General features: G+C 46.5%; 19 protein-coding genes. All 19 read left to right on the plus strand.

What is annotated here, in order from left to right:
* Nucleotides 1-877: 877 nt before the first annotated feature.
* The 19 genes from YERSI8AC_RS10760 (at nt 878) to YERSI8AC_RS10850 (ending at nt 25,377) form a co-directional block, all read left to right on the plus strand.
* A complete protein-coding gene (locus YERSI8AC_RS10760; RefSeq protein WP_035537425.1) occupies nt 878-1,438 on the plus strand; it encodes a sugar transferase in 561 nt (186 codons plus the stop codon).
* Nucleotides 1,439-1,476: 38 nt separating this feature from the next.
* Nucleotides 1,477-2,784: an O-antigen ligase family protein gene (locus YERSI8AC_RS10765; protein WP_051430440.1), complete on the plus strand. Its 1,308-nt coding sequence runs from the start codon at nt 1,477-1,479 to the stop codon at nt 2,782-2,784.
* A gap of 43 nt (nt 2,785-2,827) precedes the next feature.
* On the plus strand, nt 2,828-3,454 hold the full coding sequence (locus tag YERSI8AC_RS10770; protein WP_230805089.1) for an ElyC/SanA/YdcF family protein: 627 nt from the start codon (nt 2,828-2,830) through the stop codon (nt 3,452-3,454).
* Nucleotides 3,455-3,505: 51 nt separating this feature from the next.
* Nucleotides 3,506-3,943, plus strand: a complete 438-nt coding sequence (locus tag YERSI8AC_RS10775; RefSeq protein WP_009286545.1) for a low molecular weight protein-tyrosine-phosphatase — start codon at nt 3,506-3,508, stop codon at nt 3,941-3,943.
* A gap of 911 nt (nt 3,944-4,854) precedes the next feature.
* Nucleotides 4,855-5,847, plus strand: coding sequence for a phosphoribosyltransferase (locus YERSI8AC_RS10780; RefSeq protein ID WP_159176735.1), 993 nt, complete (start codon nt 4,855-4,857; stop codon nt 5,845-5,847).
* Between the two features lie 474 nt (nt 5,848-6,321).
* Nucleotides 6,322-7,476, plus strand: a complete 1,155-nt coding sequence (locus YERSI8AC_RS10785; protein WP_009286547.1) for a polysaccharide export protein — start codon at nt 6,322-6,324, stop codon at nt 7,474-7,476.
* Nucleotides 7,477-7,504: 28 nt separating this feature from the next.
* Nucleotides 7,505-9,760, plus strand: coding sequence for a polysaccharide biosynthesis tyrosine autokinase (locus tag YERSI8AC_RS10790; protein WP_022523695.1), 2,256 nt, complete (start codon nt 7,505-7,507; stop codon nt 9,758-9,760).
* Between the two features lie 6 nt (nt 9,761-9,766).
* Complete coding sequence (locus YERSI8AC_RS10795) at nt 9,767-11,581, plus strand: ABC transporter ATP-binding protein (RefSeq protein WP_138800301.1); 1,815 nt, start codon at nt 9,767-9,769, stop codon at nt 11,579-11,581.
* Between the two features lie 24 nt (nt 11,582-11,605).
* Nucleotides 11,606-12,751 (plus strand): hypothetical protein, encoded by a 1,146-nt coding sequence (locus YERSI8AC_RS10800; RefSeq protein ID WP_022523694.1) that lies wholly within the window; start codon nt 11,606-11,608, stop codon nt 12,749-12,751.
* Nucleotides 12,752-12,804: 53 nt separating this feature from the next.
* Complete coding sequence (locus YERSI8AC_RS10805; protein WP_138800302.1) at nt 12,805-14,805, plus strand: polysaccharide biosynthesis protein; 2,001 nt, start codon at nt 12,805-12,807, stop codon at nt 14,803-14,805.
* A gap of 216 nt (nt 14,806-15,021) precedes the next feature.
* The gene (locus YERSI8AC_RS10810; RefSeq protein WP_138800303.1) at nt 15,022-16,206 is read left to right on the plus strand and encodes a hypothetical protein; all 1,185 of its coding nucleotides are present in this window, start codon (nt 15,022-15,024) and stop codon (nt 16,204-16,206) included.
* Nucleotides 16,207-16,274: 68 nt separating this feature from the next.
* On the plus strand, nt 16,275-17,342 hold the full coding sequence (locus YERSI8AC_RS10815; protein WP_138800304.1) for an NAD-dependent epimerase: 1,068 nt from the start codon (nt 16,275-16,277) through the stop codon (nt 17,340-17,342).
* Between the two features lie 50 nt (nt 17,343-17,392).
* Nucleotides 17,393-18,751: a UDP-glucose dehydrogenase family protein gene (locus tag YERSI8AC_RS10820; protein ID WP_138800305.1), complete on the plus strand. Its 1,359-nt coding sequence runs from the start codon at nt 17,393-17,395 to the stop codon at nt 18,749-18,751.
* 158 nt (nt 18,752-18,909) lie between these two features.
* Nucleotides 18,910-20,118 (plus strand): glycosyltransferase family 4 protein, encoded by a 1,209-nt coding sequence (locus YERSI8AC_RS10825; RefSeq protein WP_138800306.1) that lies wholly within the window; start codon nt 18,910-18,912, stop codon nt 20,116-20,118.
* Between the two features lie 217 nt (nt 20,119-20,335).
* Nucleotides 20,336-21,238 carry a phosphoribosyltransferase gene (locus tag YERSI8AC_RS10830; protein ID WP_159176736.1) on the plus strand — a complete coding sequence of 301 codons (903 nt, stop codon included), beginning with the start codon at nt 20,336-20,338 and terminating at the stop codon, nt 21,236-21,238.
* Between the two features lie 147 nt (nt 21,239-21,385).
* Nucleotides 21,386-22,204: a glycosyltransferase family 2 protein gene (locus tag YERSI8AC_RS10835; RefSeq protein WP_138800308.1), complete on the plus strand. Its 819-nt coding sequence runs from the start codon at nt 21,386-21,388 to the stop codon at nt 22,202-22,204.
* Between the two features lie 262 nt (nt 22,205-22,466).
* Nucleotides 22,467-23,426, plus strand: a complete 960-nt coding sequence (locus YERSI8AC_RS10840) for a glycosyltransferase family 2 protein (protein ID WP_236561336.1) — start codon at nt 22,467-22,469, stop codon at nt 23,424-23,426.
* 44 nt (nt 23,427-23,470) lie between these two features.
* Nucleotides 23,471-24,397 carry a glycosyltransferase family A protein gene (locus tag YERSI8AC_RS10845; RefSeq protein ID WP_138800310.1) on the plus strand — a complete coding sequence of 309 codons (927 nt, stop codon included), beginning with the start codon at nt 23,471-23,473 and terminating at the stop codon, nt 24,395-24,397.
* A 203-nt stretch (nt 24,398-24,600) separates the two neighbouring features.
* Nucleotides 24,601-25,377 carry an AAA family ATPase gene (locus tag YERSI8AC_RS10850; protein ID WP_159176738.1) on the plus strand — a complete coding sequence of 259 codons (777 nt, stop codon included), beginning with the start codon at nt 24,601-24,603 and terminating at the stop codon, nt 25,375-25,377.
* The last annotated feature ends 1 nt before the right edge of the window (nt 25,378 follow it).

Below are 25,378 nucleotides of genomic sequence, written 5' to 3' on the forward strand. Positions count from 1 at the left end.
TACTATGACCTTTTTGCAACTTCATGTCTCGCTTTTCCGAGTAAATGAAAAATGTTTTTACCGCCCCCTGTGGCGCCCTTCAGTACTTAATTCAACGCAAGAAATGAGGCATGGATCTTAAATAAATACACAGGAGGTGCGCTCAGTTTCTGCGGCAAAAAAGCAGATAATCTTAATGTATATTTATGACGTGATTTTATTACAGAAGCAAACGTTCGTTTTATTTTATGTCATCTAAAAATGGAAAATTTATGTCATTTTGCGGTGGAATTTTTACGTAAGTTACTGATTTTTAGATTTGCCTATGTCAAGTTGAAACGGAAACGACATTTCTGATATCCTGCCCGCTTTAGCTTGTACTCCCCTCCTAAACCTGTAGTGCCCCCTAAACCTAGAGTAACCCTCAGACCTACTGAAAAAATTACCTTTCGAGGCATTGTCACTGGCTTTTAATCAGCACCTCAGAGACATTGCGTGTCAGAGAAATGTCGCTCAGTTTTAGATCATTATCTGGACTGGCTTTTTCTGCTGAGTTAATCGTTGTGATGTCATGAAAATTACGGCTGACCTCTGTTAACAAAACTGCATTCGTTATATTTCTCATTAAATAATATGCGCTAACGGGACTTGTTTTAGCCTTTTTTTACTTAATTGCTAATTAGTTGGTCTAGTGAAATAGAATGAGAAAATATTCCTAAATTGTTAGATTAACAGTTATAGCTATATAAACAGCTTGTTTATATACTTCTCTTCGAGATCGTTACTCTTTGGTTGCCTTTGTTTGGGTGATAAAGCGTATTCTTGTTGAAGTGGAAGTTGCCAAGATCTAATTTTTATATGGTAATAATAGTGACTTAACCATGCGGGTATTGACATCATGACTAAAATATTACGATTTTTTGATATCCTGTTTGCTGCCACGGGCCTACTCATTGGTCTGCCATTATTGCTTATATTAGCCTTAATCGGTTACTGGGACACGGGGTCTCCTTTATTTTTGCAAAAGCGTGTGGGATACCGTGGCCAGCCGTTTGTATTGATTAAATTTCGTACTATGAAGCCTGATACCGCTTGGGTTGCTTCGCATCTTGCGGATTCTTCTTCAATTACCAAATTCGGTCATTTCTTACGGCGTACCAAATTGGATGAGTTACCGCAGCTATGGAATGTATTGAAAGGGGATATGAGCCTTGTGGGGCCTCGTCCTTGCTTATATACGCAAGATGAGTTGATCAAAGAGCGTACTGAGCGTGGTGTATACAATGCTCGCCCAGGAATTACCGGGCTGGCGCAACTTAACGATATTGATATGTCTACGCCTCAATTACTGGCAGAAACGGATCAAAAAATGTTGGCGACAATGGCGATGCCGACGTATTTTCGCTACCTGTTCCTCACTGTGATGGGTAGAGGAAGCGGAGACCGGGTGAGACAATAAAGCATGCGCACTCCTGTGGCCTACAAGGTAAATACTGCATGCAGGCTTTAGCAATCACCGTGTTACCGCTATTGGCCCCCTTGGGCTATTGGCTAGGATTGGCGATCACTATTATATGGTCGTTTCTTGCTAGGCATGAGCGACAAAGGCGTAGCTTTTTTAGAAAACCAATGGGGCGTGGTGATGGCCTTCTTTTGGCGTTGCTACTAGGAGTCGGTATTGTCGAAGTAGTGGCTGGCGCTTGGCATTCTAGCTTGGAGCGGGCCTTGCCATTAGCTGGTGCAGCTTGGCTCGCGGCATTGGCGTTTATGTTAGTGCGCGCCGTTCCACCACGTCCTTCAGCATGGTGGGTGGGTTTAGCGCTAAGTGGATTGGGTGCAGGGGGTTGGGCGGCGTGGCAAAAATGGATAGTCGGTTTAACCCGTGCTACAGGCCACCCACCGTTACATTCAATCTTTTTCGGCAATCTTGCGCTATTGATGGCGCTGTTATGTTTGGCCGGATTGGGGTGGGCCTGGCAACAGCGATCAACACGTTTTTTTTGGGTAGCGCTTTTGCTGAGCGGCGCAATGGGGGGCGGACTAGCCTCGGCTCTTTCTGGCACCCGGGGCGGGTGGTTGGCACTGCCGCTAGTGATATGGGTATTTTATTACGGTTATGCGCGTCGCTGGCGAGCGCTGTGGCGATGGTTGGCACTGACTGCTGCAATAGCTGTGATGATAGGGGTGTATACGACGCCCCATAGCGGCGTAGAAAAAAGGGTGGATAAGGCGGTGGCCGAGGTGCATCGCTACATGGAAGGCGCTGACTATGGCTCCGTAGGGGCTCGCTTGGAAATGTATCGCGGCGCATTCTGGCTGATTTATGAACGTCCCCTCGTGGGCTACGGGCATCAGGGCTATCTACCCGCCATGCAAAGACTAGAGACTCAAGGCGTGCTAAGCCCCGAGTTAGGCAATTACTGGCATGCGCATAACGACCTTCTGGATGCCTGGGTACGAAAAGGGCTGCCAGGTCTTGTTATAGTAGTGAGCCTCTATCTCATTCCCCTGTGGCTTTTTTTCCCAGGTTTACGCGCTGAAAGCGCCACTCAGCGCTCCTATGCCGTGGCTGGTATATTGCTGCCAATCACTTTTATGGGCTTTGGCTTAAGCTATTCTTTTTTTGCTTATCCAGCAGGGGTAGCGGTGTATGCTAGCTGGCTGATTTTCCTTTGGGTTCTCGTTTCCGAGCAAGTTCTGCAAGATGGTTGCCATGTATACACTAATGAAAAGCCTGACGGCGATATTGCTGATGCCAATGTCTCTGATGGCCCTCACTTTTACTATCGGATGGTTGATTCGTAAGCTTGGGTGGTACCGCCTGGGTCACAGCATAATGACGTTAGCAATGCTCTTGCTATTGCTGGCGGCCTGGGCACCAGTGGCAGATAATTTGCTAGGGCCGTTGGAGTCTCAATATGTCGCTTGGGAGAAATGGCCTGAAGAGCAGAACATCGAAGCAGTGGTAGTCCTCGGGGGTGGTTGGCAGCCGGATCGCCCTTGGTCGATAACCGGCAGGCTCAGCGAAAGTTCGGGTTTGCGTCTGATGGAAGGCCTGCGGCTATGGCATGAGCGTCCAGACTTGCTACTGGTAGTGTCAGGGGGAGGGCAAGATCCAAAAATGACCATGGCTCATGGTTACGCCGAAGCTGCCGAAGCATTGGGGGTTCCGCCAGAGAGTATCGTGACGCTGGTGTCGCCCAACGATACTGCTGAAGAGGCCAAGTCAGTTCGGGCGCTGCTCGGTGAAGGTGCGCAAGTATTGATTGTGACATCAGCGTCGCATATGCCGCGCGCTATGCGTCATTTCGAGGCGGCAGGCCTAGCTCCAGTTGCTGCACCTACCCATTATTTGGCCGATCGAACGGAGGGATTAGCGCTAGCTTATTGGCTGCCCTCTGCCCGTGAGCTACGCAAGACTGAGAGGGCAATCTACGAAACCCTTGGGTTGCTTGCTATTCAGTGGGAGCATTGAAGGTGTCATTTGAAAACGTCTACCTCTGCTCACCCAGGAGATAAGTAAGACATGTTCGAGCGTATTTTAGTGGTGTGTACAGGTAATATTTGTCGTAGTCCTGTCGCTGAGGCATTTCTTAAACAGCGGCTACCCGAGCGTCATATCAGTTCTGCAGGCTTGGGCGCCTTGGAAGGCGAGCCTGTATCCCCGTTTGCACGTCAATTGGCCGAGGCCGATGGTTTGGATGTGACCAGCCACCAGGCACGGCAATTAACGGTGATAATGATACAGGAAGCCGATCTCATTCTGGTGATGTCTGAGGGCCAGCGCCGTGCCGTAGGACAACACGTACCCCAAGCCTTAGGTAAGACGCTATTGCTAGGTCGTTGGCTAGATAGTGGCAAAGGGCGCAATATCCCCGATCCTTACCGAAAATCCAGGGAAGTTTTCGAGCATATCCATATGTTGCTAAAGGACGCTGCCTTTACGTGGGCAGAGAGGCTCTAGCCTGGATTTCTCACAGGGTATAAAGGAAAGCGGCTGAAAGTGCTATGATTTCAAGAACCTAACCAATCCATCAAGCACCAACAGCCGCTTCCAAAATGGTACCTGAAAAGCTGACCTTCTCGCGGGGAGGTGTGTCTGAACGACGAAAAGTGGTTAAAAAGTAGCCGATGTAAGTCGAGCCAATAGGTGTTTAGCGGTGTTAGAGCCTGAGTGCGGTACTGGCTGAGGTGCTATGAGAAATCCAGGCTAGAGGCATCGCCATCGCTTCTTTTTCTTTTTTACTGCTTGATCTGTCTGCGGTATGGCCAATGTGCATGTCAGTATTAGATCCATTTTTCGTTTTAAAATTTTTAGTTGACTAATCATTAAGTAATGATTTTTTTGCTGTTTTTTTTGCTATTTTTTAATTATGTATTTCTTGTTTTTAATATGTTGATCTTTGTATTTATGATGGGATTTATGTATTGTTTTTCTCATTTATTTTGAAGGAGTAAAATTGTTAAAAATGCCTGATTTAAATGCCAATAAAGTAGAAGATTGAGGTTTCTGTCTTTAGACTATGAAGGTGAATAAATTTAACAGAAACAAATGCTTGTATTTTTTTATTGTAGTTTTAATAATTTTTTCTGGAGATATCATATAACCTATCATTTAAGTGACACGATTTTGTCATTCGATAAAGTTACCGTTCCACTATAAGTCGTAACTAAGCGATTTTGTTCATTGCAGAAACTATCGGAAAAGCCTTTTTAACTCTCTGGCGTGATGCTCCATCTTGGGTAGAGGCGTGACGTACCGAGAGTATGTCTTTGTGTTTAGGGCCATCACCGCTGGGTTTTACAAGAAAGGCGATTCTACCTAACCATCCATTAATTTGGCGGTCAAGCCTGATAAATAAGGAGGGATAGACAATGAATTACAAATCCTATGGTGATTTAAGTGAGGACATCGCTGCGTCCTTGTTCAAAGTTCACGGGAAGGATTACGACCTGGTGGTCGGTATTCCCCGTAGCGGCATCATCCCTGCCAGCATGGTTGCGTTGGGTTTGCATCTCGATATGATTGGGCTCCCAGACTTTATTGACAACCAACCGCTGAAAACTCGCTTGCGTAGAAAGGAAGAAAAGCCGCCGGGAGCCGCCTGGGACGCGAAAAAAGTTCTTTTCGTCGATGATAGCGTCATTACAGGGAAGACTGTGCAGGAAGCACGGAGTGCTATCCCCGAAAACTGTCCTTGTATAATAGATACCTTGGCGATCTATGCTGATCCCGACGGTAAGCAACATGTTGATTTTCATTTTTACACGCTAGAATCGCCTTGTGCTTTCCAGTGGAACCTTTTCACTCCTGCCATACTTTCCCAGTCATGTGTCGATATCGATGGTGTACTGTGCGTCGATCCTACCGACCTTCAGAACGATGATGGAGAGCAGTACATTGCGTTTTTGAATAACGCGGAGCTTCTTTTCCTACCTGCTGGCCGAATCGGCTGCTTGGTAACCAACCGTCTTGAGAAGTACCGTAGCCAGACAGAGCAGTGGCTGAAGCAACAGGGAATTGACTATGAGCGCTTGGTCATGCTGGATCTGCCTTCGAAAGAGGAGCGCCAACGCCAGGGGATTCACTCTACGCACAAGGGCCTGTTCTATAAGAACTCGGATTACACTTTCTTCATTGAGAGTGCTACCAGGCAGGCTGCAAGTATTGCAAAAATATCGGGGAAAGCCGTTTATTGCTGTGAAGATAATAGAGTCTATACAGCGTCTGATAAAATCTCCGCCAAAAAGGGATCGCATAGCTATACGAAACGCCTTCTCAGCGCCAGCAAAAGAAAGATTTTATCTAGCTTTCCAAGCCCCCTCAAGACGGCACTGAGGGAGCGGTGGAAACCCAAAAAGGCGTGAGCGGATTCAAAGACCAACTTATGGCCGCCCCTCCAAGGGTGGCTTTTTTCTATGTGACCACTGTCACTAAGAAACCCCTCAATTAAGGCGATATTACAATTGTTCCGCGATTGTAACTTGAAATTTCTTCTTTTGTAACTTTTTACAACTTATTAATTTTAAATATAAATTTTTTATTATCATTAAATGTTTAATACCGCTAGGCATGATCTCCTCTCCTCTCACCCATGACGCCAAACCTCATTTCTAAACGCCTAAATAGCGTTAGCTATCTCATCCTCAGCAATGAAGTAAATCAAAGTATGTTTTTTGTTTTTTTATGTAACATTATATTTGTCTGCCGTAATGGCATTCATGTCTTATGGCGGCTCGAAGGTTGCACTGCCAAGGCGAGTTTCCAAATAGGCTCTGGGAAATGCCATTTAAAATCCCCGGGCGGTAGCGTGGTAAGACACAAAGCAAAGGGAACAAAAAATGAATAATTTCAAAGAAATAGAAGGTGTAGAAACCAGAAAAAACCCATTGCGGCTGGTTCGCTATCTAATGTTCATCATGCTGCTGGGGATATTAAGTGGCTGTGCCATGGCCCCAGGCGGGCATATTGATGAAAGCGAGCTCGACCAATCGCTTGATGGCCGAGTGGACGTACAACCCATTACACCAGAGTTTGTAGATAGGTTGTATGTCCCAGAAGAGCCTACCACGCAAGCCACGTCTCAAGCATTGAATCAAGAAGTGCAAGACTACGAATATCGGGTAGGGCCTGGGGACATTTTAAGCGTGATCGTCTATGACCATCCAGAATTAACGATTCCTGCCGGTGCCGAGCGCTCCGCTGCGGAAACCGGGAACCGTATACGGCCCAATGGCACGATGTTCTATCCCTACGTAGGGCGTGTGAGAGTCGAGGGCATGACGCTTGACGAGGTGCGCGAGTTAATCGCACGGCGATTGTCCGCAGTAATCAATGAGCCGCAGGTAGAGGTAGGCATTGCGGCGTTTAACTCCCAAAAAGTGTACATCAGTGGTGCAGTGGAAAACCCCGGCACTCTGCCTCTGAGTATTGTGCCGATGACGGTACTTGATGCCATTAGTGAAGTAGGCGGGGCACGTGATAATGCGGATTGGCGTAATGTCACCCTAAGCCGCAATGGTGGTGAAGAGGTGATATCGCTTTACGCCATGATGCGTCAAGGGGATATGACACAAAACCGGTTACTGCGTGATGGCGATCTACTTCACGTGCCCACCATGGAAAATCAAAACGTGGTCGTTCTGGGACAGGTTAGCCGTCCAGGTGCCATTGCCCTGGGCAATGAACGCATCACGTTGACGGATGCATTGGGAAGGGCAGGTGGTGTGAATGAAAATCGCGCCCAGCCGTCGGGTATTTTCGTAGTAAGGGGAAACCCGCCGGGTAGCGAGAAAATTGCCACCGTCTATCAGTTGGATATTCAGGATGCCACTCGCTTATTGCTAGGAACACGCTTTCCTCTTGAGCCGCAGGATGTGGTGTACGTGACGTCAGCACCGCTGGCTCGCTGGAACTCTGTGATCTCCCTGCTGTTGCCATCAGTTAGTTTGCCAGGCGACTTTGCAACGTCTGCTATTGATGCCGGTGAGCTTTAATATATTTTCTGAGTGATGAGGCATCTCCATGACTAATTTCCCTTCACCAGCGCCGTCGCCAGCACCTCGAGAGAGCGATGAGCTTAATCTGCGTAAGTTGGTAGACACGCTGTCCGATCATCGCTGGTTTATTGTGTCGGTGACGGGATTTTTTCTGCTGGCGGGCTACTTTAATGCCAGCTCTCAGCCGAGAATTTATCAGGCCGATGCCTTAGTTCAGATAGAGACCCGAGGATCGAACTTGGCGTTTATGGAGTCATTGGGAGAGCCGCAACAAGGCAACCCTACCTCTGCTGAGCTCGAAATTCTGCAGTCACGTATGGTGTTGGGTGAAACCGCTGACCGTCTTGACCTTGCCATTCAGGTTGAGCCGCGTAGGTTGCCGGTGGTGGGGGACTTTCTGGTTCATCATGGAGTTAATCAGCAGTGGTTCGAGAGCCTCACGCCTGAATTCATTCGCCAGTGGTTAGCAGACTCTGTGGATGATGCTTGGAGTAACCCCTATGTGTGGGCTGGGGAATCACTGCGAGTCGCTCGTTTCGATGTTCCCGAGGAGAACGTGGGGGGGGAGCATGTGTTGCGGCTTCTCGACGGCGGTGAATTCGAGCTGCTGCTGGAAGAAGAAACGCTGCTTACTGGTAGCGTTGGGGAAACGGTACAGAATGATGAATTGGGGTATCGTCTTTTTGTCAGCCAGGCAGAGGCCCACCCCGGCGCAGAATTCACATTAGTAAGAACGTCTGCTCTTAGTGCAATAAGTGAGCTGAAGAATCGCTTTGAAATCATTCCGCGTGGGTTAGAGTCGGGCGTCTATGAACTGACGTTGAACGGGGCGGATCAAAACCAGATTCAGCCAACACTAGATACGCTGACCAGCGTTTTTTTGACTCAAAACGTGCAGCGTCATTCAGAAGAAGCAGAAAAACAGATCGCCTTTCTCAACGAGCAAATTCCTCAGGTTAGCAACCAATTGTCAGATGCCGAAGGCATGCTCAACGATTACCGAGCTCAGCGTGACTCTGTCGACCTGACGTTCGAGACACAGAACCTGCTTACTCGGGTAGTCGATGTGGAAAACCAGCTTGGTGAGTTGGCTATGCGGGAAGCGGATCTGGCTGAGAGGTACCGTCCTTCACACCCTAACTACCAAACGTTACTGAGACAACGCGGCCAGCTAGAAGCCGAGCGTGACCGACTTAACGCTCTGGTGAGTGAATTACCCGAAACCCAACAGGAAGTGCTGCGTCTTACTCGGGATACTCAGGTCAATCAGCAAGTGTATGTCCAGCTACTCAACCAGCTTCAAGAGATGCGTTTGGTGAAGGCTGGCACAGTAGGCAATGTGCGTATCTTGGATGCGGCCATGCTGTCCCCCGGTACCATTGCTCCACGTATCCCTTTAATAACCGCTGTTAGCGGCCTGTTTGGCGCCTTGTTGGCAATGTTATTAGTGATCGTTCGTATGTTGCTTAGTCGGTCTATCAAAACCCCCGAGCAGCTTGAAGAATTGGGTCTGCCTGTCTATGCCACCTTACCGAATTCCGGTGAACAGGCAGGGCTTACCGAGCGTATTCGTCCGCGTCGTGCCAAGAAAGCCCAAGAAGTTTTTCGTGGCTTGCTGGCCGTCAAGAAACCCGCTGAAATTGCCGTTGAGGCATTGCGTGGGCTTCGTACCAGCCTCTACTTCGCCATGCTCGAATCCGATAACAATCGGTTGATGATTACTGGTGCTAGTCCGGGGGTAGGTAAGAGCTTCATAGCCGCGAACTTAGCGGCGGTATGTGCCCAGGCTGGCCAAAAAGTGTTGTTAATCGATGCTGATATGCGCCGCGGCCATTTGCACCATGCCTTTCACGGTAAGGGAATAAAGGGACTTTCAGAGTTGTTGGCACGGCGTATCAGTGTGGAGGAGGCCATTCGCCATAGTGAGCTTGATGGACTTGATTATGTGGCAAGAGGAAGCGTACCGCCTAATCCATCAGAGCTTTTGATGCAGCAGAGTTTTCACGACTTTCTAGACACGATAAGCCAGCACTATGACCTGGTAATCGTGGATACGCCCCCGATTCTGGCGGTAACCGATGCCTCGGTAGTCGGCAAGTTGGTTGGTACCAGTCTAATGGTGGTGCGGTTCGACACGAACCCTCCTGGCGAAATCAAAGCCGCTAAGCGTCGTCTTGAGAGTGCTGGTGTGAGGCTCAAAGGTGGAATTCTAAATGGTGTTAAGAAGCCGACCAGCAGCCGTCACGGATACTATGGCAGCTACCTCTATGCTTACCGGTGAGCCAATATGCTTAATCAATTGCGCGAATTTTATTCTTTACTAACGCAACAACAGCGCCGCCGATTGTTAGGGCTTCAGGCACTGATCATTGTGATGGCGCTAGCTCAAATTGCCAGTGTCATCGCCATTGGGCCTTTTATGGCGGTGGTCGGCGATATGAGCAAACTCCAGGGCAATGGTTGGTTAGCCTGGGCTTATACTTATAGCGGAATGCAAAGCCACAAGTCCTTCTTGAGTCTATTGGGCGGTATGGTACTTGGAGTGTTGTTAATGGCAGCGCTAATTTCCATGTATACCACCTGGCGGCTGTCGCTCTACAGTGAGCAAGTGGGAGCGGAACTCTCTAGCCGCCTCTATCGTTATTATCTGTACCAACCTTGGTTATTTCATTCGAACCAGAATACCAGTGTCCTGATCAGCAAGGTCTCCGTTGAAGTCCAGCGCGTTACGACAAAGGTGATCAATCCAGCGATGGAGCTCAACGCCAAGGCGGTCATGGTGACCTTGATGAGCTTGGCTATCTTTATCTATAACCCTGTTGTAGCAATATCCGGCTTAGTGATATTCCTCGCCACTTATCTACTGCTTTATCAGACGGTGCGGCGCTTTCTCAGCATTAATGGAAGGCGTATATCTGAGGCTCAATCGAAACGCTTCAAGCTGATGACTGAAGGGTTTGGAGGCATCAAAGATCTTCTTTTATTGCATCGTCAGGCGAGTTTTACCACGCGGTTTGAAAAGGCCAGCAACCGCATAGCGCGAGGCCAAGGTGTAACACAAGGACTGAGTGAGGCACCCCGTTATGCTATCGAGCTGGTGGCCTTTGGTTCGGTAATCCTGCTGGTTCTTTACCTGCTTAACCTCTACCAAGGCAATCTGGGCGCCATTTTGCCGGCGCTTTCAATTTATGCCCTAGCCGGTTTCAAGATGCTGCCTGGCTTTCAGAAAATCTATACCTCCATTACTAAAATACGCGGCAACCTGGCGGCTTATGATGCAATCCGTGAAGATTTGATCGCCAGCAGTGAGGAAACCATAAAACTGAAAACAGGCAGTGAATCTAAGCCTGCTGCTCAGTCAATGCCGTGGGTTCCTCAGCGAGAAATCAAAATTCATGAGGTCGCCTTCGACTACCCAGGAGCGCGAGCACGGGCGCTGAATGGCCTGACTCTGACAATTCCGGTCAACAAGATGGTCGGCTTAGTCGGTGCTTCTGGCAGTGGTAAAAGTACTGCTGTGGATCTATTGCTGGGTCTGATCGAGCCTCAGCAAGGGCAAATACTCATTGATGGTGTGGCTTTAACGCAGGAGAACTTGCGGAATTGGCATGCCAGTGTGGGGTTTGTGCCGCAACAGATATTTCTGTCCGATGCCACGATTCTCGAAAACGTCGCCTTTGCCATTGAACGCGAAAATATTGATGTTGAGAGAGTCAAAGAAGCCCTACACATGGCGCAACTCGATGAACTGATCATGCGATTTCCCGAAGGGCTCGAAACTAGAATCGGGGAGCGCGGAGTGCAGATATCAGGGGGACAGCGTCAGCGTTTGGGTATCGCCCGTGCTCTTTATCAGCAAGCCAGTGTATTAGTTTTTGATGAAGCCACCAGTGCTCTGGATGGGATCACCGAACGTCGTGTGATGGAAGATATCCAGCGCTTCGCAGGCCAAATGACGGTGGTGCTTATTGCCCACCGCCTGGCCACGGTCAAAGAGTGCGACATAATTTATATGCTTGAGGACGGGCAAGTAAGTGATGCAGGTACTTATGATGACCTGGCCAGTCGCAATCATACCTTCCAGATGATGGCTAACCTCTAGCCACAGTAGAAAAAAGGTATCGCCATGAATCTGATCGGTGCGCTATTGCTGTTTGTGGGGCTTTCGCTAAGCAGCCTTTATTTGTTTCCCAGCGGTGGGCCACAGCTGGCTGATTTTGTGCTGATCGGTTTTGCCGGCGTGATGCTTTTGATGTCATTAGGAGACAAACACCTGAAAGTTTCACCCTTCGCTATGTGCTGGGGATTAATGGTGTTGTGGGTAGTAATGGTATGCCTTAGCTGGACGTTAGTGATGGAAACCACTGAATTTTTTAGACCAGCCCAGTTTTTCCTGTTCAATTTTTTAATCGGTATGGGGCTGCTGCGTTTCCTAAGCGTTTACGGTGAACGTGCCATAGGGCTTATTCGAAATAGCATCTCTATTGCGCTAGTGATCGCCGGTGGCCATGTGTTAGTGCAATTAGCCTTGGGGATCAACCGCACCACTGGCAGCTTTAATAATCCCAATCAGCTGGCCTACTTTTCGCTATGTGGCGTAGTGGTGTTGTTAATGCTCGATGATTTTCACCCTAAAATGAGGCCTTTGGCATTGGCCGGGCTAGCTAGCGGCGTGTTGGGGATCTTATCGGCGTCGTCGTTGGCCGCTATGGGAGGTGGGGCTATGGTGGGGATCGGCTGGGCCATAGCAAATGCTAAGCAGGTCAAGTACTTTGCGCGCCTGTTGCTGCTGGTGCCACTATTATTGGGAGGTGTTGTGCTCGCCAATATTAGTACTGAGGGGCAGGTGTTGCGCAACCTGGAAGCGCGTATGGATCGAGCACCAAGCAAAATTGATAGTGTGTATGAAGAACGCAAGTTTGACCGACTGACTAACTTTCCCGCCTACGCAATATTGGGGGCAGGAGAAGCCGAACGGCAGCGTTTTGCACCATATGATGGGGCCGAAATCCACTCCTCCTTTATTAACATGTTGTTTGCTTATGGCTTGCCAGGCCTAGTGCTTTTCCTATCGATAATAGCCACCGTATTGCGCCGAGCTCCCCTTTACATCTGGGCTGGAGTAGCAGGGCCATTGATTTATTCCACTACTCATAACGGGCTGCGCGCGACGTTATTCTGGGTACTACTAGTGATCTGTTGGCATCTCTATCGAGAAGGCTCGATAGCGGCTTCCCGTCAAAATCTCGTTTTTGATCGCCCACTTCAATAATGCGGCTGCCAGCGCTGTAACTTGGCAACCCGCAAGGACGGATAGAGATAACTATGGCTAGTTTAATAAAGTCGTTATCAATGGCGCCGCGCTCCATAAAGCGCCGGGTACTTGTTGTATTTGATGGTTTGATTGTGGTGGGTAGCCTGCAACTTGCCACAATGATTCACCTGGAAAGCCTACAACCACTCAGCAGCATTTCCTTGTGGATGACCATCAGCGTGTTAGTTCCGATAAGCCTTTTGCTTTTCCGCTGGTTAGGGCTTTATCGCGCCGTCATTCGCTACATGAGCCATGCCACTGTATCCACTATCGCTGTTGTTGTGCTGGCATCGACTTTGTTAGTAGCGCCGGCCAGTTACATGGTTAACTCGCCCATTGGACTATCTATTATCATCATTTATGCGCTGCTCTTATTGTTGGGTATCGGTAGCCTGCGTTTTCTATTGCGAGAGTTGTATCGCCACAGTCAGCTTCGACAGCGCAAGCCAGTGGTGATTTATGGGGCAGGGGCCGCGGGTTGCGAGCTGGTGGCTGCTCTGCGCAATGGAGAGGAATACCAGCCGGTGGCCTTCGTTGATGACTGGCGGGGATTGGAAGGCGCCATGGTAGAAGGGCTGCGGGTACATCAGCCGGTAGCATTAGCTGCTCTGGTTCAAGAACACCGCGCCACAATGGTCTTGTTAGCTATCCCCAGCGCCCCACGTTGGCGTCGCCGCGAGATACTGCACTGGCTTTCGGGCCTTTCCGTGCCTCTTAAGACAATTCCTGGTAGCGCCGATGTAATTGCCGGTAGAGCCAAAATCAGTGAACTTCGCGATGTGGCGCTGGAGGACTTATTGGGTAGGGAGTCTGTGCCTGCCTTCCCCGAACTGATGGAGGCCAATATCCGCGATAAATCGGTCATGGTGACGGGGGCAGGAGGCTCGATAGGCAGTGAACTGTGTCGTCAGATTCTTGATCAGAATCCTGTCCGCCTGCTTTTGATCGATAACTGCGAATTTGCGCTATACGCCATTGAGCAAGAGTTGAAGCAACATATCGAAAGCACCGCGTCACGGTGCGAGCTAAAACCATTGCTTATCTCAGTGCAGCATTCGGGCAGTCTTAAGGCAGTGTTCGAATGTTTCGAGGTGCATACTGTCTACCACGCTGCTGCTTACAAGCATGTGCCGATGGTGGAATTTAATCTCGTGCAAGGAGTGAGTAATAACGTCTTTGGCACATTGAATCTGGCCAAGGCGGCAATGTCGGCCAATGTTGAAACCTTTGTGGTGGTATCCACTGATAAAGCGGTTCGCCCCTCCAATGCCATGGGTGCATCCAAGCGTTTGACTGAGCTTATCTGTCAGGCCTTCGCACATTCTCAGTCCAACACTCGATTCTGCATGGTGCGCTTTGGCAATGTTCTGGGTTCAAGTGGCTCCGTTGTCCCAGTGTTTCGTCAGCAGATTGAGCAGGGCGGCCCCGTGAAGGTGACTCACCCGGATATCACCCGCTATTTCATGACAATTCCCGAAGCTGCTCAGCTGGTTATCCAGGCTGGCGCCATGGGGGAAGGTGGGGAGGTTTTCGTGCTCGATATGGGCGAGCCGGTACGCATTCATGATCTGGCCATGAATATGATTCGCCTTTCGGGATTGGAGGTAAGAGACGCTGCGCATCCTGAAGGGGATATCGAAATCATCTATTCCGGCTTGCGGCCTGGTGAAAAGCTTTACGAGGAATTGTTGATAGGTCATGACGTCAGCAAGACGCGCCATGATCGTATCATGACTTCAAAAGAGCGCTTCTGGGAATGGCCGAGGCTCGAAGCCTTTTTAAAGCAGCTGGAGCAGGCATTTATCGCTACTGATCACCTGAGTATCCGCCAGTTGTTGCAGTCGGCTCCACTGGACTACAACCCTTTGGACGAAATAGCCGACTTGGTATGGAAAGCGCGTCAGACCATGACCTCAGATACGCAACGCCAACATGTTGATGCAACGAACACAGCCTTAAGGTCGGTCGCCAGACTAGGCCCTGTATTACGCTCCGTACCCAAAGAAGGTTGAGAATCTTATTGAATCGCTGGCTATCACAAGACGACGGAATCTTACCAACTTTGCTGCAACCCGTTTACTTCCGGCGCCTACGCCATAGCGACTGAGCCGTTTCCCCCTCGCTCTGATCACCACTTTTCATGCTTGAGTGATGCGAAAAGCATTATTGAGCATGTCATCAATGCTTATTTAAAAATAAGTGCTCTCTTTAGCACAAGGAGGCAAGTCATGATGAATAAACAATCTAATGACGAGCAACAAGAGTGGCTATCCGGGATTACTGTTTTTCTGATTAGAGAGTGTGAGTTGGCGTATCTGGACACCCTTCTTAAGTTGCTTGATCACTATGGATTTAATGTGTTGTGTAGCGTGCCAATCGAAAGTGGGCAGCAACAGGCGCTCGCTCAGTGGGTGCTTGATGATGGACAAGAGCAAGGAAATTTTGCCAGCAGTGGGTCGCCGCCAGTTTTTCTGCTTGTGGTACAGGATGTCCATCCAGTACCGGTGAAGCGGATGTCGAGTGACTCTCCCAATTTAAGACTACCTACCATCAGGGCAACCTTCAGTGCCACGCTCTCTCCAGAGGAGAGCAAAGCAGAACAACAGAGTCCGATACATTGCTCCCGCGATGCGGATCAGGCGTTTAAGTATCTCAAAACCTTGGTGCCCGAGCAGATCGGTAAGATACGTGAAACAGCCCTAAGCAACGATGCAGCATTTCGCACACCTTACCCGGTATTAGCTGACCTAAGTAAAGAGGTTTGCCGAGCCAAAGTAGAGCTGGTGGATTTTCATGGCACTGAGGCGATTTGCAAGACATTTCGGCCTGGGCGTGAGCGCTACCTAGAGCGTGAAGTAAAGGCGCGTGAACTCGGTGCCTCTCTGCCAGAAGTATCCCGTCTGCTAGAAGTCGGTACTCATTATCTAGTGTTTGAGCGCTATGCCAATTGCATGGAACGCATTTTATCGCCTCGTGCGCCTTTTTCAAATCATGGTTTGCTGCCTATCTGGGCCATCGAGCGCGTGAGAGCCGTTATTTTGCACTATCGCAGTCTTGGCTATGAATGCATCGATCTTAATCCGCATGACCTTATCTATGACCCTTGCCAAGGGCTAAAGATTATCGATTTCGAGTTTCTACAGCCCGGTTCTGACGAAATAAAGACGCTGAAAGGCAACTATGCCTGGTACGCCGTACCTTCGATTTTTACCGGCGATTTACCTCCTTCAGCCCGGCAGAGCTCCTATCGACAATGTTGGTTTCCCTATACCGGCCTGCCGCGAACCTTATGTCTGAGTGAGCTTCCGCGTCCATTACTTGCCATGGTGCGTTCAGTGGCTCTGGTGCCCTTGACGTTGGATGGCTTGAGGCGAGTGAGCTGGCGCCATATTCAGCGCTTTGTACGCAGCTGAGATTAGCGCTGTTATTTGCCCTACTCCTGCCAATGCCCTCTATTCCTCCCACGTCATGGAGTTATTAAATGAAGATTCTTGTTACCGGACATGCCGGATTCATCGGCTTTCACACTGCCAAGCGGCTACTGGAGCGCGGTGATAGTGTCGTCGGCTTTGATAGCGTCAATGACTATTATGACCCTGCCATTAAGGAGGCGCGCCTAAAAATTCTTGAGCAGACGGCGAAAGAGACAAGAAACGACTACCTTTCTATTCGCGCTAATCTAGCTGATCAACAGGCGGTGGCCGAGTGTTTTAATGAACACCACTTTGACCGAGTTATTCATCTAGCTGCCCAAGCAGGGGTTCGTTATTCGCTGGAAAACCCACTTAGTTATGTGGAAAGTAACTTGATTGGGTTTACTAATGTTTTGGAGGCGTGTCGTTACTCCAGCATTGCGCACCTGACGTACGCCAGTACCAGTAGTGTTTATGGCGCTAATACTTTAATGCCGTTTTCCGAGCATGAAGGAGCCAACCATCCACTGCAATTTTATGCTGCCACCAAAAAAGCCAATGAAATGATGGCCCACAGTTATAGTCATTTGTTTGGATTACCGACCACCGGGCTAAGGTTTTTCACCGTCTATGGCCCCTGGGGGCGCCCAGATATGGCGCTTTTTAAATTCACCAAAAATATTTTGGCCAATGAGCCCATCCAGGTTTTCAATTATGGCTGCCATACCCGCGACTTCACCTATGTGGATGATATTGTTGAGGGCGTTATTCGCGCCAGTGATGATATAGCCACTCCTGCTTTTGAGTGGAATAGCGATAACCCTGACCCTGCTACCAGCAATGCGCCATTTCGTATCTTCAACATTGGCAATAATGATCCTGTGACGGTCAACATCTATATCGAAGCCATTGAAAAAGCATTAGGTAGAAAGGCCATCAAGGATCTACTGCCTTTGCAGCCTGGCGATGTTCCAGACACTTATGCGGATTCAGGTGAATTAGAAAAAAAGGTTGGTTATAGGCCCGCCACATCAGTTTTTCATGGCGTTGCCAAGTTTGTCGAATGGTATCGAAGTTACTATTCGCCAAATAAGGCGAGCAGCACCATAAGTGAAATTCATAGCTTGCCTAAATAAAACTTCTCTCTAGTTTTTCTCATCACTTTACTCTCCAGTTAGGAAATCCAATGAACGTTACAGTTTTCGGCACGGGTTACGTAGGCCTGGTTCAAGGAACTATTCTGGCTGAAGTTGGCCATCATGTTGTTTGCATCGATCTAGATGATCATAAGGTCGAACAACTTAGGCAGGGCAGCATCCCTATTTATGAACCTGGTCTAGAATCTTTAGTAAAAGAGAACTACGCCGCTGGGCGCCTTGAGTTTTCTACCGATGCGGCCGCGGGAGTCAACCATGGCCAAGTACAGTTTATTGCTGTGGGAACTCCACCGGACGAAGACGGTAGTGCTGATCTCAAGTACGTTCTCACTGTGGCTGCCACCATTGCCGAACATATGGAGCAGAACCAAATTATCATTAACAAATCCACCGTACCTGTAGGTAGTGCTGACAAAGTGCGTGACGAGGTGGAAAAAGTGCTGGAAAGGCGCGGACGCCATGATATCGCGTTTGACGTGGTGTCTAATCCTGAGTTTTTAAAAGAAGGTAGTGCGGTCGTAGACTGCCAAAAGCCTGATCGTATTATTATCGGCACAGAGTGCGATGCCACGATTGAAGTCATGCGCGAGCTATACGCCCCCTTCAATCGTAATCACGACAAGATCATAGTGATGGATGTAAAAAGTGCCGAACTGACCAAGTATGCAGCTAATTGCATGTTGGCTACCAAAATCAGTTTTATGAACGAAATGGCAAACCTAGCTGAGCGTCTGGGTGCCGATATTGAGGCGGTGCGTAAAGGAATAGGCTCGGATCCACGCATTGGTTACGACTTCATTTATCCCGGTGTGGGCTATGGCGGTTCGTGCTTTCCTAAAGATCTGCAGGCTCTTATCCACGTCTCGAATACCATTGATTTTGACGCCAAATTACTCAAAGCAGTGGAGTCGCGTAATAAAGAGCAAAAAAACACGCTATTCAATAAGATAAGCCAGCACTTCCATGCTGAATTAAAGGGTAAGACCTTCGCCATTTGGGGGCTTTCATTCAAGCCCAACACTGATGATATGCGCGATGCCCCCAGCAGGGTACTAATGGAGGCACTTTGGGCAGCTGGTGCCAAGGTGCAGGCTTATGATCCGGAAGCCATGGAAGAAGCTCAGCGTCTTTACGGGAGTCATGATCACTTAATCCTTTGTGGAACCAAAGAAGCAGCTTTAAAGAATACTGACGCCTTGATTATCGTCACGGAGTGGCAGAACTTCCGTGCACCTGATTTTGATCTTATTAAAGAGAAATTAACTGAACCCACTATCTTTGATGGGCGTAATATTTATGAGCCGCGCCGAATGAGGGCGAAAGGATTTACTTATTATTCAGTAGGTAGGCCCAGCCCATTAGAATCTTCATATCTAGCTTCTAATTAAATATTCCATGTATTACATGGTTTTGTTTATATTCACTACTTTAAGGATGCATTTATGTTATGCATGGGTCTTTATTATAAGTAGGCGTTTATATTTTAGAATTTATATGTTTTTAGCTGGTAATTTTTTTACTATCTGGTGTTCGTTGAGGAGGCAGCATGAACTCTAAGCTTAATAAACCAAAACGTCGCTTTTTGCTAGTGTCGGGCTCTAGCTATTCCTTAGTCAATTTTCGAGGGCCGCTCGTACAAAGCCTGATTAGTGCAGGATTAGAAGTACATGCGGCATCACCAGGGTTACATGATGATCCAAGGACATGCCGCCAGTTAGAGGCTTGGGGAGTATTTGTTCACGATATCCCCATGCAACGAACAGGCCTTAACCCGTGGTATGATTTTTTGACGCTAAAAGCACTTTACTTGTTGATGCGTAATATACGACCCGATGTCGTTCTGGCATATACCATCAAGCCGGTGGTGTATGGGATGTTGGCGGCTTGGCTGGCGAAGGTTCCTCAACGTTATGCATTGATCACTGGCCTGGGATATGCCTTTGCCGGAGAGGCACGCGGTAAGCGCGCTCTGGTTTTCCATCTGGTGCGTAGGCTGTATTCGGCAGCTTTGAATAAGGTGGATAAGGTGTTTTTCCAGAACCCCGATGATGAAAGCTTATTTCGTGATTTGGGAATACTACGCGATCGCGTACCTTCCCAAGTACTCAATGGGTCAGGGGTCGATATGGCGCATTTTGCTGCAGCCCCTTTACCTGATGGGCCGCCACGTTTTTTATTGGTTGCTCGCTTGTTGGCAGACAAAGGTGTCCGCCAGTACGCTGAGGCAGCTAGGCGAATCAAGCAGCAGCGCCCTGAGGTAGTATTTCAACTGGCTGGTGATATCGACAGCAACCCCGATACGATTTCGCAACAAGAGCTGGATACTTGGGTGGGGGAGGGATCGCTTGAACACTTGGGTTGGCTGAATGATGTGCGCCCGGCACTTGCCGAGAGTAGCGTTTTTGTACTGCCTAGTTATTACCGAGAAGGCACGCCGCGCTCAATTCTGGAAGCCATGTCTATGGGGCGAGCGGTCATCACTACCGATGCACCTGGATGTCGAGAAACCGTCACTAATGGCGATAACGGCTACTTGATACCTGTAAAAAATGTCGATGCGCTTGTTAAAGCCATGCAACACTTTATTGACAGACCAGCTTTAGTTAAAACCATGGGACAGCGCTCCCACGAGATTGCTAAAGATAAATACGATGTGCATAAAGTCAATGCCGTTATGCTTGAAGCAATGGGTATAGGAAAACCAGAGCTTCGTAATAGGGTGCAAAAACCATTTGATACTATTACTGCTAAATAAAATTGTAGCGTAGTACTGCGTGTTATCTACATTATACCCTGCAAAAGTACTAACAGCCTCGATACTAATTTCCTGATTTTATCTAATTTAATAGCTGCGGCATCTCTGATGCAATAGGTATTTCGATTGGTGGTCACCATATATCTATCTGTATCAGCTAAATGGGTGGTAGATAGCTGTTGCTGAAAATATTGAGCGAGTTGTCGGAGAAAACTTAATGCAGATTCAGTTCAAGTCATATGGTGATCTCGGCAGGGATATTACAAAGAATTTTGAAAAATTTTCTGGTGACTGGGACTTAGTCGTAGGGGTACCAAGAAGTGGTATGGTTCCCGCCTACATGATTGCACTTGCACTAAATATAAATTGTACGGATATTTCATCCTGGGTTAATAATTATCCATTGAAAAAAGGGCTTACGCGATGCGTGAGAAAAGATTTGAACTCTCCCTGGGAGGCACAAAAAGTTCTTATTGTAGACGACAGTATAATGACCGGAAATTCAATAAGAAACGAAATTAACGCGCTTCCCGATTGGTTAGCAGCACGTGCATCGACACTGGCTATTTACTCAGGCAAGCCAATCAGAAGTGATGTAGATATTATTCTTGAATTTCTTCCCCATCCAAGAGCTTTTGAATGGAATATATTTCATCATAATGTAATGAGTAGGTCTTGTATTTGTCTTGAGGGGATGATGTCAGAAAACGAACTTTGTGATGATACAGGTACTATACGCTTTCGTTACCTTCCTTCAAGAGATATCGATACAATCGTTACGTCTCAGAGTGAGTCAAACCGACATAAGGTAGAAGCTTTACTGATGGATAACGGGGTTTCGTATCGTAATCTCGTTATGAAGAAAAATAATAATAATGTCATGACTATTGATTCGCAGGTGAAATTCAAGGTTGAGACTTTTGTTGCATCCACGGCGGACTTGTTTGTCGAGTTTAATTCTTATCAAGCAAAACTAATTTGTCGAGAAGCAGGTAAGCCTGTTTTCTGTTTTAGTGATAGCCGTATATATAACCCTGAAGATAAGCTTGGGGCTCGTTTTGCCAAGAATAAAATAAAATTATTGATATGGAAAGTAGTCAATATGAAATTTCGCCGATAGAAAAGAGATATAAATTATTTTCTGGCTAAATAAATTGTTAGTTCTTTAGTTAATATGCTAGTGAGTTTTTACTGTCTATTTATGCTAATTATTATTAATAGAAAAAATTCTCATCATCAGCTTGTCTGATGCCATGGAGGTGGCCTAATGAATCAGATTGATATTTCTGTCATTATGACTGTGAAAAATGGATCCAAATACCTGGAATCAAGTCTTTCTTCCGTTTTTTCTCAAACCTATCTACCTAAAGAAGTTGTTGTGGTCAACGATGGGTCAGACGATGATACCTGGGAAGTGCTCAAGAAGTTACGTCACATGGCCCCTGTCCAGGTTCAGTTAGTGGATACGCAAGGTGTTGGTCGTGCGCGGGCGCTTAACCTTGCTGTCAACCATACTCGTTATCCGTGGCTGGCCAATATCGACGCAGACGACCAATGGCTACCCGAAAAATTGGCGCAGCAGGTCGCTACTATAAGCCTATTTCCAAATGTGGAGCTTGTCGTAACAGCTAGCCAGATCGTTTATGGAGAAGGGGAAGGGGAGTTAGTTATTAGTAGAGGATTCTCAGTCACACCAATGGGGTGTGATAGTTTTTATGTTAACAATCCAATAAATCATAGCTCTATATTGTTCTCTCGACGATTTTTTGATGAGGTTGGAGGGTACGATGAAGCATTGTTTAGACAGGTCGATATAGACCTGTGGGTACGCGCTCTGAGAAAAGGTTTTATATTTTACCAAGTGGATTTACCGCTAACAGTTAAACGACTTCATGAAGGACAGAGCTTTGAAGTCGGAAATCGATTGAGTTATACATTTAATTCATTGAAAATTAGTCTAAAAAAATTACGACAGCTTAAAGCTCCTTTCTACTATTTTCCAATTGCTTTTGTTAAATTTTTTTATAATAACATTCCAAGAAGCATCCGGCGCCGCTTGAAAAGGGTGAGCCTTTGGAAATTATAATGATGCTCATCTTTGATATGCTTTAGGGATCGCACCTGGAATAGCATAATCCTAAATAATTAGCGACATAAAGTGTGTATGTTCTCCATTTGCATTTTACGAATGCACGGAATTCCAGGCTTCTCTTTATACCAAACAAAAATGTTTATTATATTAAAATGGTAACTAAGGTCAGGTGCTGCCGTATTAATCGCATGTATATGTTAGCTAATAATTAAACGCTGTATTGAGTTTTCAAGGGCATGATTATGCAGGGGACACTATGAGCAAGGTGATCGCGGTGATACTCACCTACAATCGGCAGGATTTGCTACAGCTATGTTTAGCTGCCATTTATTCACAAACATGCATTTGTGACCAGGTGATTGTGGTCGATAATGCTAGCGATGATAATACACAAGAAATGCTAAGTAAATTGGACTATTCGAATCTAAAAGTGTATTTGCTGTCGCAGAATGTAGGTGCAGCAGGTGGATTCAATGCTGGGTTTCGTCTCGCATATAAGGAAGGAGCCGATTATATCTGGATGATGGACGATGATGTCATTCCGGAGCCGTTTGCCTTGCAAAGATTGATTGAAGCAGATAATACCTTGGATAAAAATGGTATTGACAGAGCCTACCTGATCTCTACTGCTTTTACAGAAAATGGTTATGTAACTAATTCACCTTCTATCAACAAAAAAATTAATCATATTGGATATAAAGATTGGCCAAAATTTGCTCAATATGGTGTTGTCTCCGTTGATCGAGCAACTTTTGTATCTATTCTTGTTCCCCGCGGTACCATTGACAGGTATGGTTTGCCTATTTCCGATATGTTCATATGGGGCGAGGATACTGAATATACATTAAGAATAACGGAAGATGTTCCCGGGTTTGTTGTGGGTGCCAGCAAAGTGATACATTTACGGCAGGAGAAAGGAGTGCTAAATATTATTTCTGAAAATAGTGAGGTGCGTCTTAAGTATTATAAACACTTAATAAGAAATAGAATATTTGTCACAAAAAAATATCGTCCAGCTCATGTCGTAGTAAAAATTATGTGTTTAGATTTATATATGATATTAAAATTATTACGAAGAAGACAGTTAAAAAAAGCTGGTATTGTAACAGCTGGGTTGGTTGAAGGTTTTTTGTTTTCACCTGAAATTGAATACATTGATTCACCGGTTAAAAGTCAATGTCTTCCATTGAGAATTTATAAATGTGAAAGTTTATAGTTTTTTGGATAAAGTTGGCTAATAGCTTAAGACGAGGTGAGTTTATGTATAAGTTTTCTGTCATAGTGCCTGTTCATAACAAGGCTTCAACTTTGTTGGACTCTCTCTCGTGTCTTTATAATCAGACCTTTAAGAATTTTGAAATCATTGTCGTTGATGATGCCTCTACAGATGGGTCTCTCCAGATTTTATTACAAGAGGAACGCAAGGGTAAGCTGCGACTGTTCCAGCGAGATAAGCCTGGCCCAGGCGGCTACGCAGCACGCAATTATGGAGCACAGCAGGCAACAGCTGAATGGTTGGTTTTTTTTGATGCAGACGACCTGCTTGTGTATGACCACCTTTCAAGGTTTGCTAATGCTATTTCCGTAAACCCATCTGTTAATCTTTTTGTAAATGCATTTCGGAAGATGGAAGGAAATATAGTAATTCCGAGAAGTGAACCTTTAAAAAATGGAGTCATGAGTCGACAGGAAGCTTTAGCAGCGTTCTCACGTTCTGATTTCATTCACATGAACGGCGCTTGCATACATAAAAATACATTCATGGCCCTTGGTGGTTTTCCTGTTGATCGATACCGACGTGCTGGGGATGTTTATTTTTGGTTAAAAGTTATATGCAGTCTTAAAATGGTTCACTATGATCCCATCGTTACGAGCATGTGGTTGCTTCATAATAGTGGCGTGGTAAGCGACAAAAATAATATGATTCAAATTCATCCTTGCTTAGACTTAAAGAGTGAATGTGAAGTTGGCCTAACGTGGCTTGAAAAACATTATCTAAATGCCGCCATTAATCGTAAAATATTGTCATGGGCGGTTGAAAAAAAGATAGTTGGAAGGTCGGTTAAGAAAGATATATGCTCATTAATACTATTGAGTATGCGGCCCCGCCAGTGGATGACCTTGGCGACTCTAATAATACCTCAGCCATATTACTGTAGATTACGGGATCGTGTGCTAAGTGGTTAAAAACCGTATCTTCTTTTTTATCGCAGAGATTTTTTTCGAAATTAAAGTGATAAAGTAAAGTTGACTATCTAAATAACGGCGCAATTCTCAGATGATTCGCGGGAACTGTTGTGTCGCTAACACTAACTACCCTGTCTGACGTCAGCATATCTCAGCGAATAATAATAAATCTATGCAACATCTTCCTTATTAGGTGATTAGCCATGACACAATTAGAATTCATCGCAAAAAACTGGTTAGGTCGACTGCGTACTTTTGAGTATGAGGCACATTTTTTTGTGAAAGGTGTCTTTGATTATCAGATAGAGAACGCAAATAAATCACTTTTTATAGAAGTTGTAGGGTGTCCAGGGGGGGGGAAGAGTACTCTGATAGATTATATGGAAGAAAAGAGGTTAATTAAAGATTTTATTCGTGCAAGATTGTGGATTGCCAGACTACAACGTAATACGAACATCGATAGTGCTTATAAAAGAATTTTAGATTACAAGTTAATAAGTTTAGAGAATGAAAAATCAAGGTTTAAGTATTCCCAGTGCGCTATTACTCCAAGAGCAATAGATAAATATGTTGAAGATAAAAAAATCCCGACTGTCTTGCTAATAGACGAAGGCCTTTTTCACCACTTCAAATATGAAATTAGTGATAATTGGGGAAAAGATAAGACTTTATTTAGTAAGCTGATGGAAAAAAGGGTTATTGTGCATATGACCGCTCGGCCAGAAATTATAGCGGAGCGCATTCTTAAGCGTTATAGGAAGACTGGTAACCTGTTGCCATATTATAAAAATAAACATGAATATGAAATTGCTGAATATTGTAGAAAAGCTCAAAAAAAAAGAAATAAAATGATCGGGGAATTTGAGAAAAGAGGAGTACCAGTATTAACGGTTAATGCTGAAGATGGTGAGCAAGCGAATACGAAACACATAGATGGTTTTATCAAAATACTAATGAATGATTACTTAGGAGCTAATTGAT

The sequence above is a fragment of the Halomonas sp. 113 genome (assembly GCF_904067645.1).
GTDB lineage: Bacteria > Pseudomonadota > Gammaproteobacteria > Pseudomonadales > Halomonadaceae > Vreelandella > Vreelandella titanicae.

Coding starts and splice junctions, on each gene's coding strand:
- YERSI8AC_RS10850 (WP_159176738.1), top strand. CDS start 24,601: ATGACACAATTAGAATTCATCGCAAAAAACTGGTTAGGTCGACTGCGT.
- YERSI8AC_RS10815 (WP_138800304.1), top strand. CDS start 16,275: ATGAAGATTCTTGTTACCGGACATGCCGGATTCATCGGCTTTCACACT.
- YERSI8AC_RS10785 (WP_009286547.1), top strand. CDS start 6,322: ATGAATAATTTCAAAGAAATAGAAGGTGTAGAAACCAGAAAAAACCCA.
- YERSI8AC_RS10780 (WP_159176735.1), top strand. CDS start 4,855: ATGAATTACAAATCCTATGGTGATTTAAGTGAGGACATCGCTGCGTCC.
- YERSI8AC_RS10845 (WP_138800310.1), top strand. CDS start 23,471: ATGTATAAGTTTTCTGTCATAGTGCCTGTTCATAACAAGGCTTCAACT.
- YERSI8AC_RS10790 (WP_022523695.1), top strand. CDS start 7,505: ATGACTAATTTCCCTTCACCAGCGCCGTCGCCAGCACCTCGAGAGAGC.
- YERSI8AC_RS10770 (WP_230805089.1), top strand. CDS start 2,828: ATGCTCTTGCTATTGCTGGCGGCCTGGGCACCAGTGGCAGATAATTTG.
- YERSI8AC_RS10760 (WP_035537425.1), top strand. CDS start 878: ATGACTAAAATATTACGATTTTTTGATATCCTGTTTGCTGCCACGGGC.
- YERSI8AC_RS10765 (WP_051430440.1), top strand. CDS start 1,477: ATGCAGGCTTTAGCAATCACCGTGTTACCGCTATTGGCCCCCTTGGGC.
- YERSI8AC_RS10825 (WP_138800306.1), top strand. CDS start 18,910: ATGAACTCTAAGCTTAATAAACCAAAACGTCGCTTTTTGCTAGTGTCG.
- YERSI8AC_RS10805 (WP_138800302.1), top strand. CDS start 12,805: ATGGCTAGTTTAATAAAGTCGTTATCAATGGCGCCGCGCTCCATAAAG.
- YERSI8AC_RS10820 (WP_138800305.1), top strand. CDS start 17,393: ATGAACGTTACAGTTTTCGGCACGGGTTACGTAGGCCTGGTTCAAGGA.
- YERSI8AC_RS10830 (WP_159176736.1), top strand. CDS start 20,336: ATGCAGATTCAGTTCAAGTCATATGGTGATCTCGGCAGGGATATTACA.
- YERSI8AC_RS10775 (WP_009286545.1), top strand. CDS start 3,506: ATGTTCGAGCGTATTTTAGTGGTGTGTACAGGTAATATTTGTCGTAGT.
- YERSI8AC_RS10835 (WP_138800308.1), top strand. CDS start 21,386: ATGAATCAGATTGATATTTCTGTCATTATGACTGTGAAAAATGGATCC.
- YERSI8AC_RS10840 (WP_236561336.1), top strand. CDS start 22,467: ATGAGCAAGGTGATCGCGGTGATACTCACCTACAATCGGCAGGATTTG.
- YERSI8AC_RS10810 (WP_138800303.1), top strand. CDS start 15,022: ATGATGAATAAACAATCTAATGACGAGCAACAAGAGTGGCTATCCGGG.
- YERSI8AC_RS10800 (WP_022523694.1), top strand. CDS start 11,606: ATGAATCTGATCGGTGCGCTATTGCTGTTTGTGGGGCTTTCGCTAAGC.
- YERSI8AC_RS10795 (WP_138800301.1), top strand. CDS start 9,767: ATGCTTAATCAATTGCGCGAATTTTATTCTTTACTAACGCAACAACAG.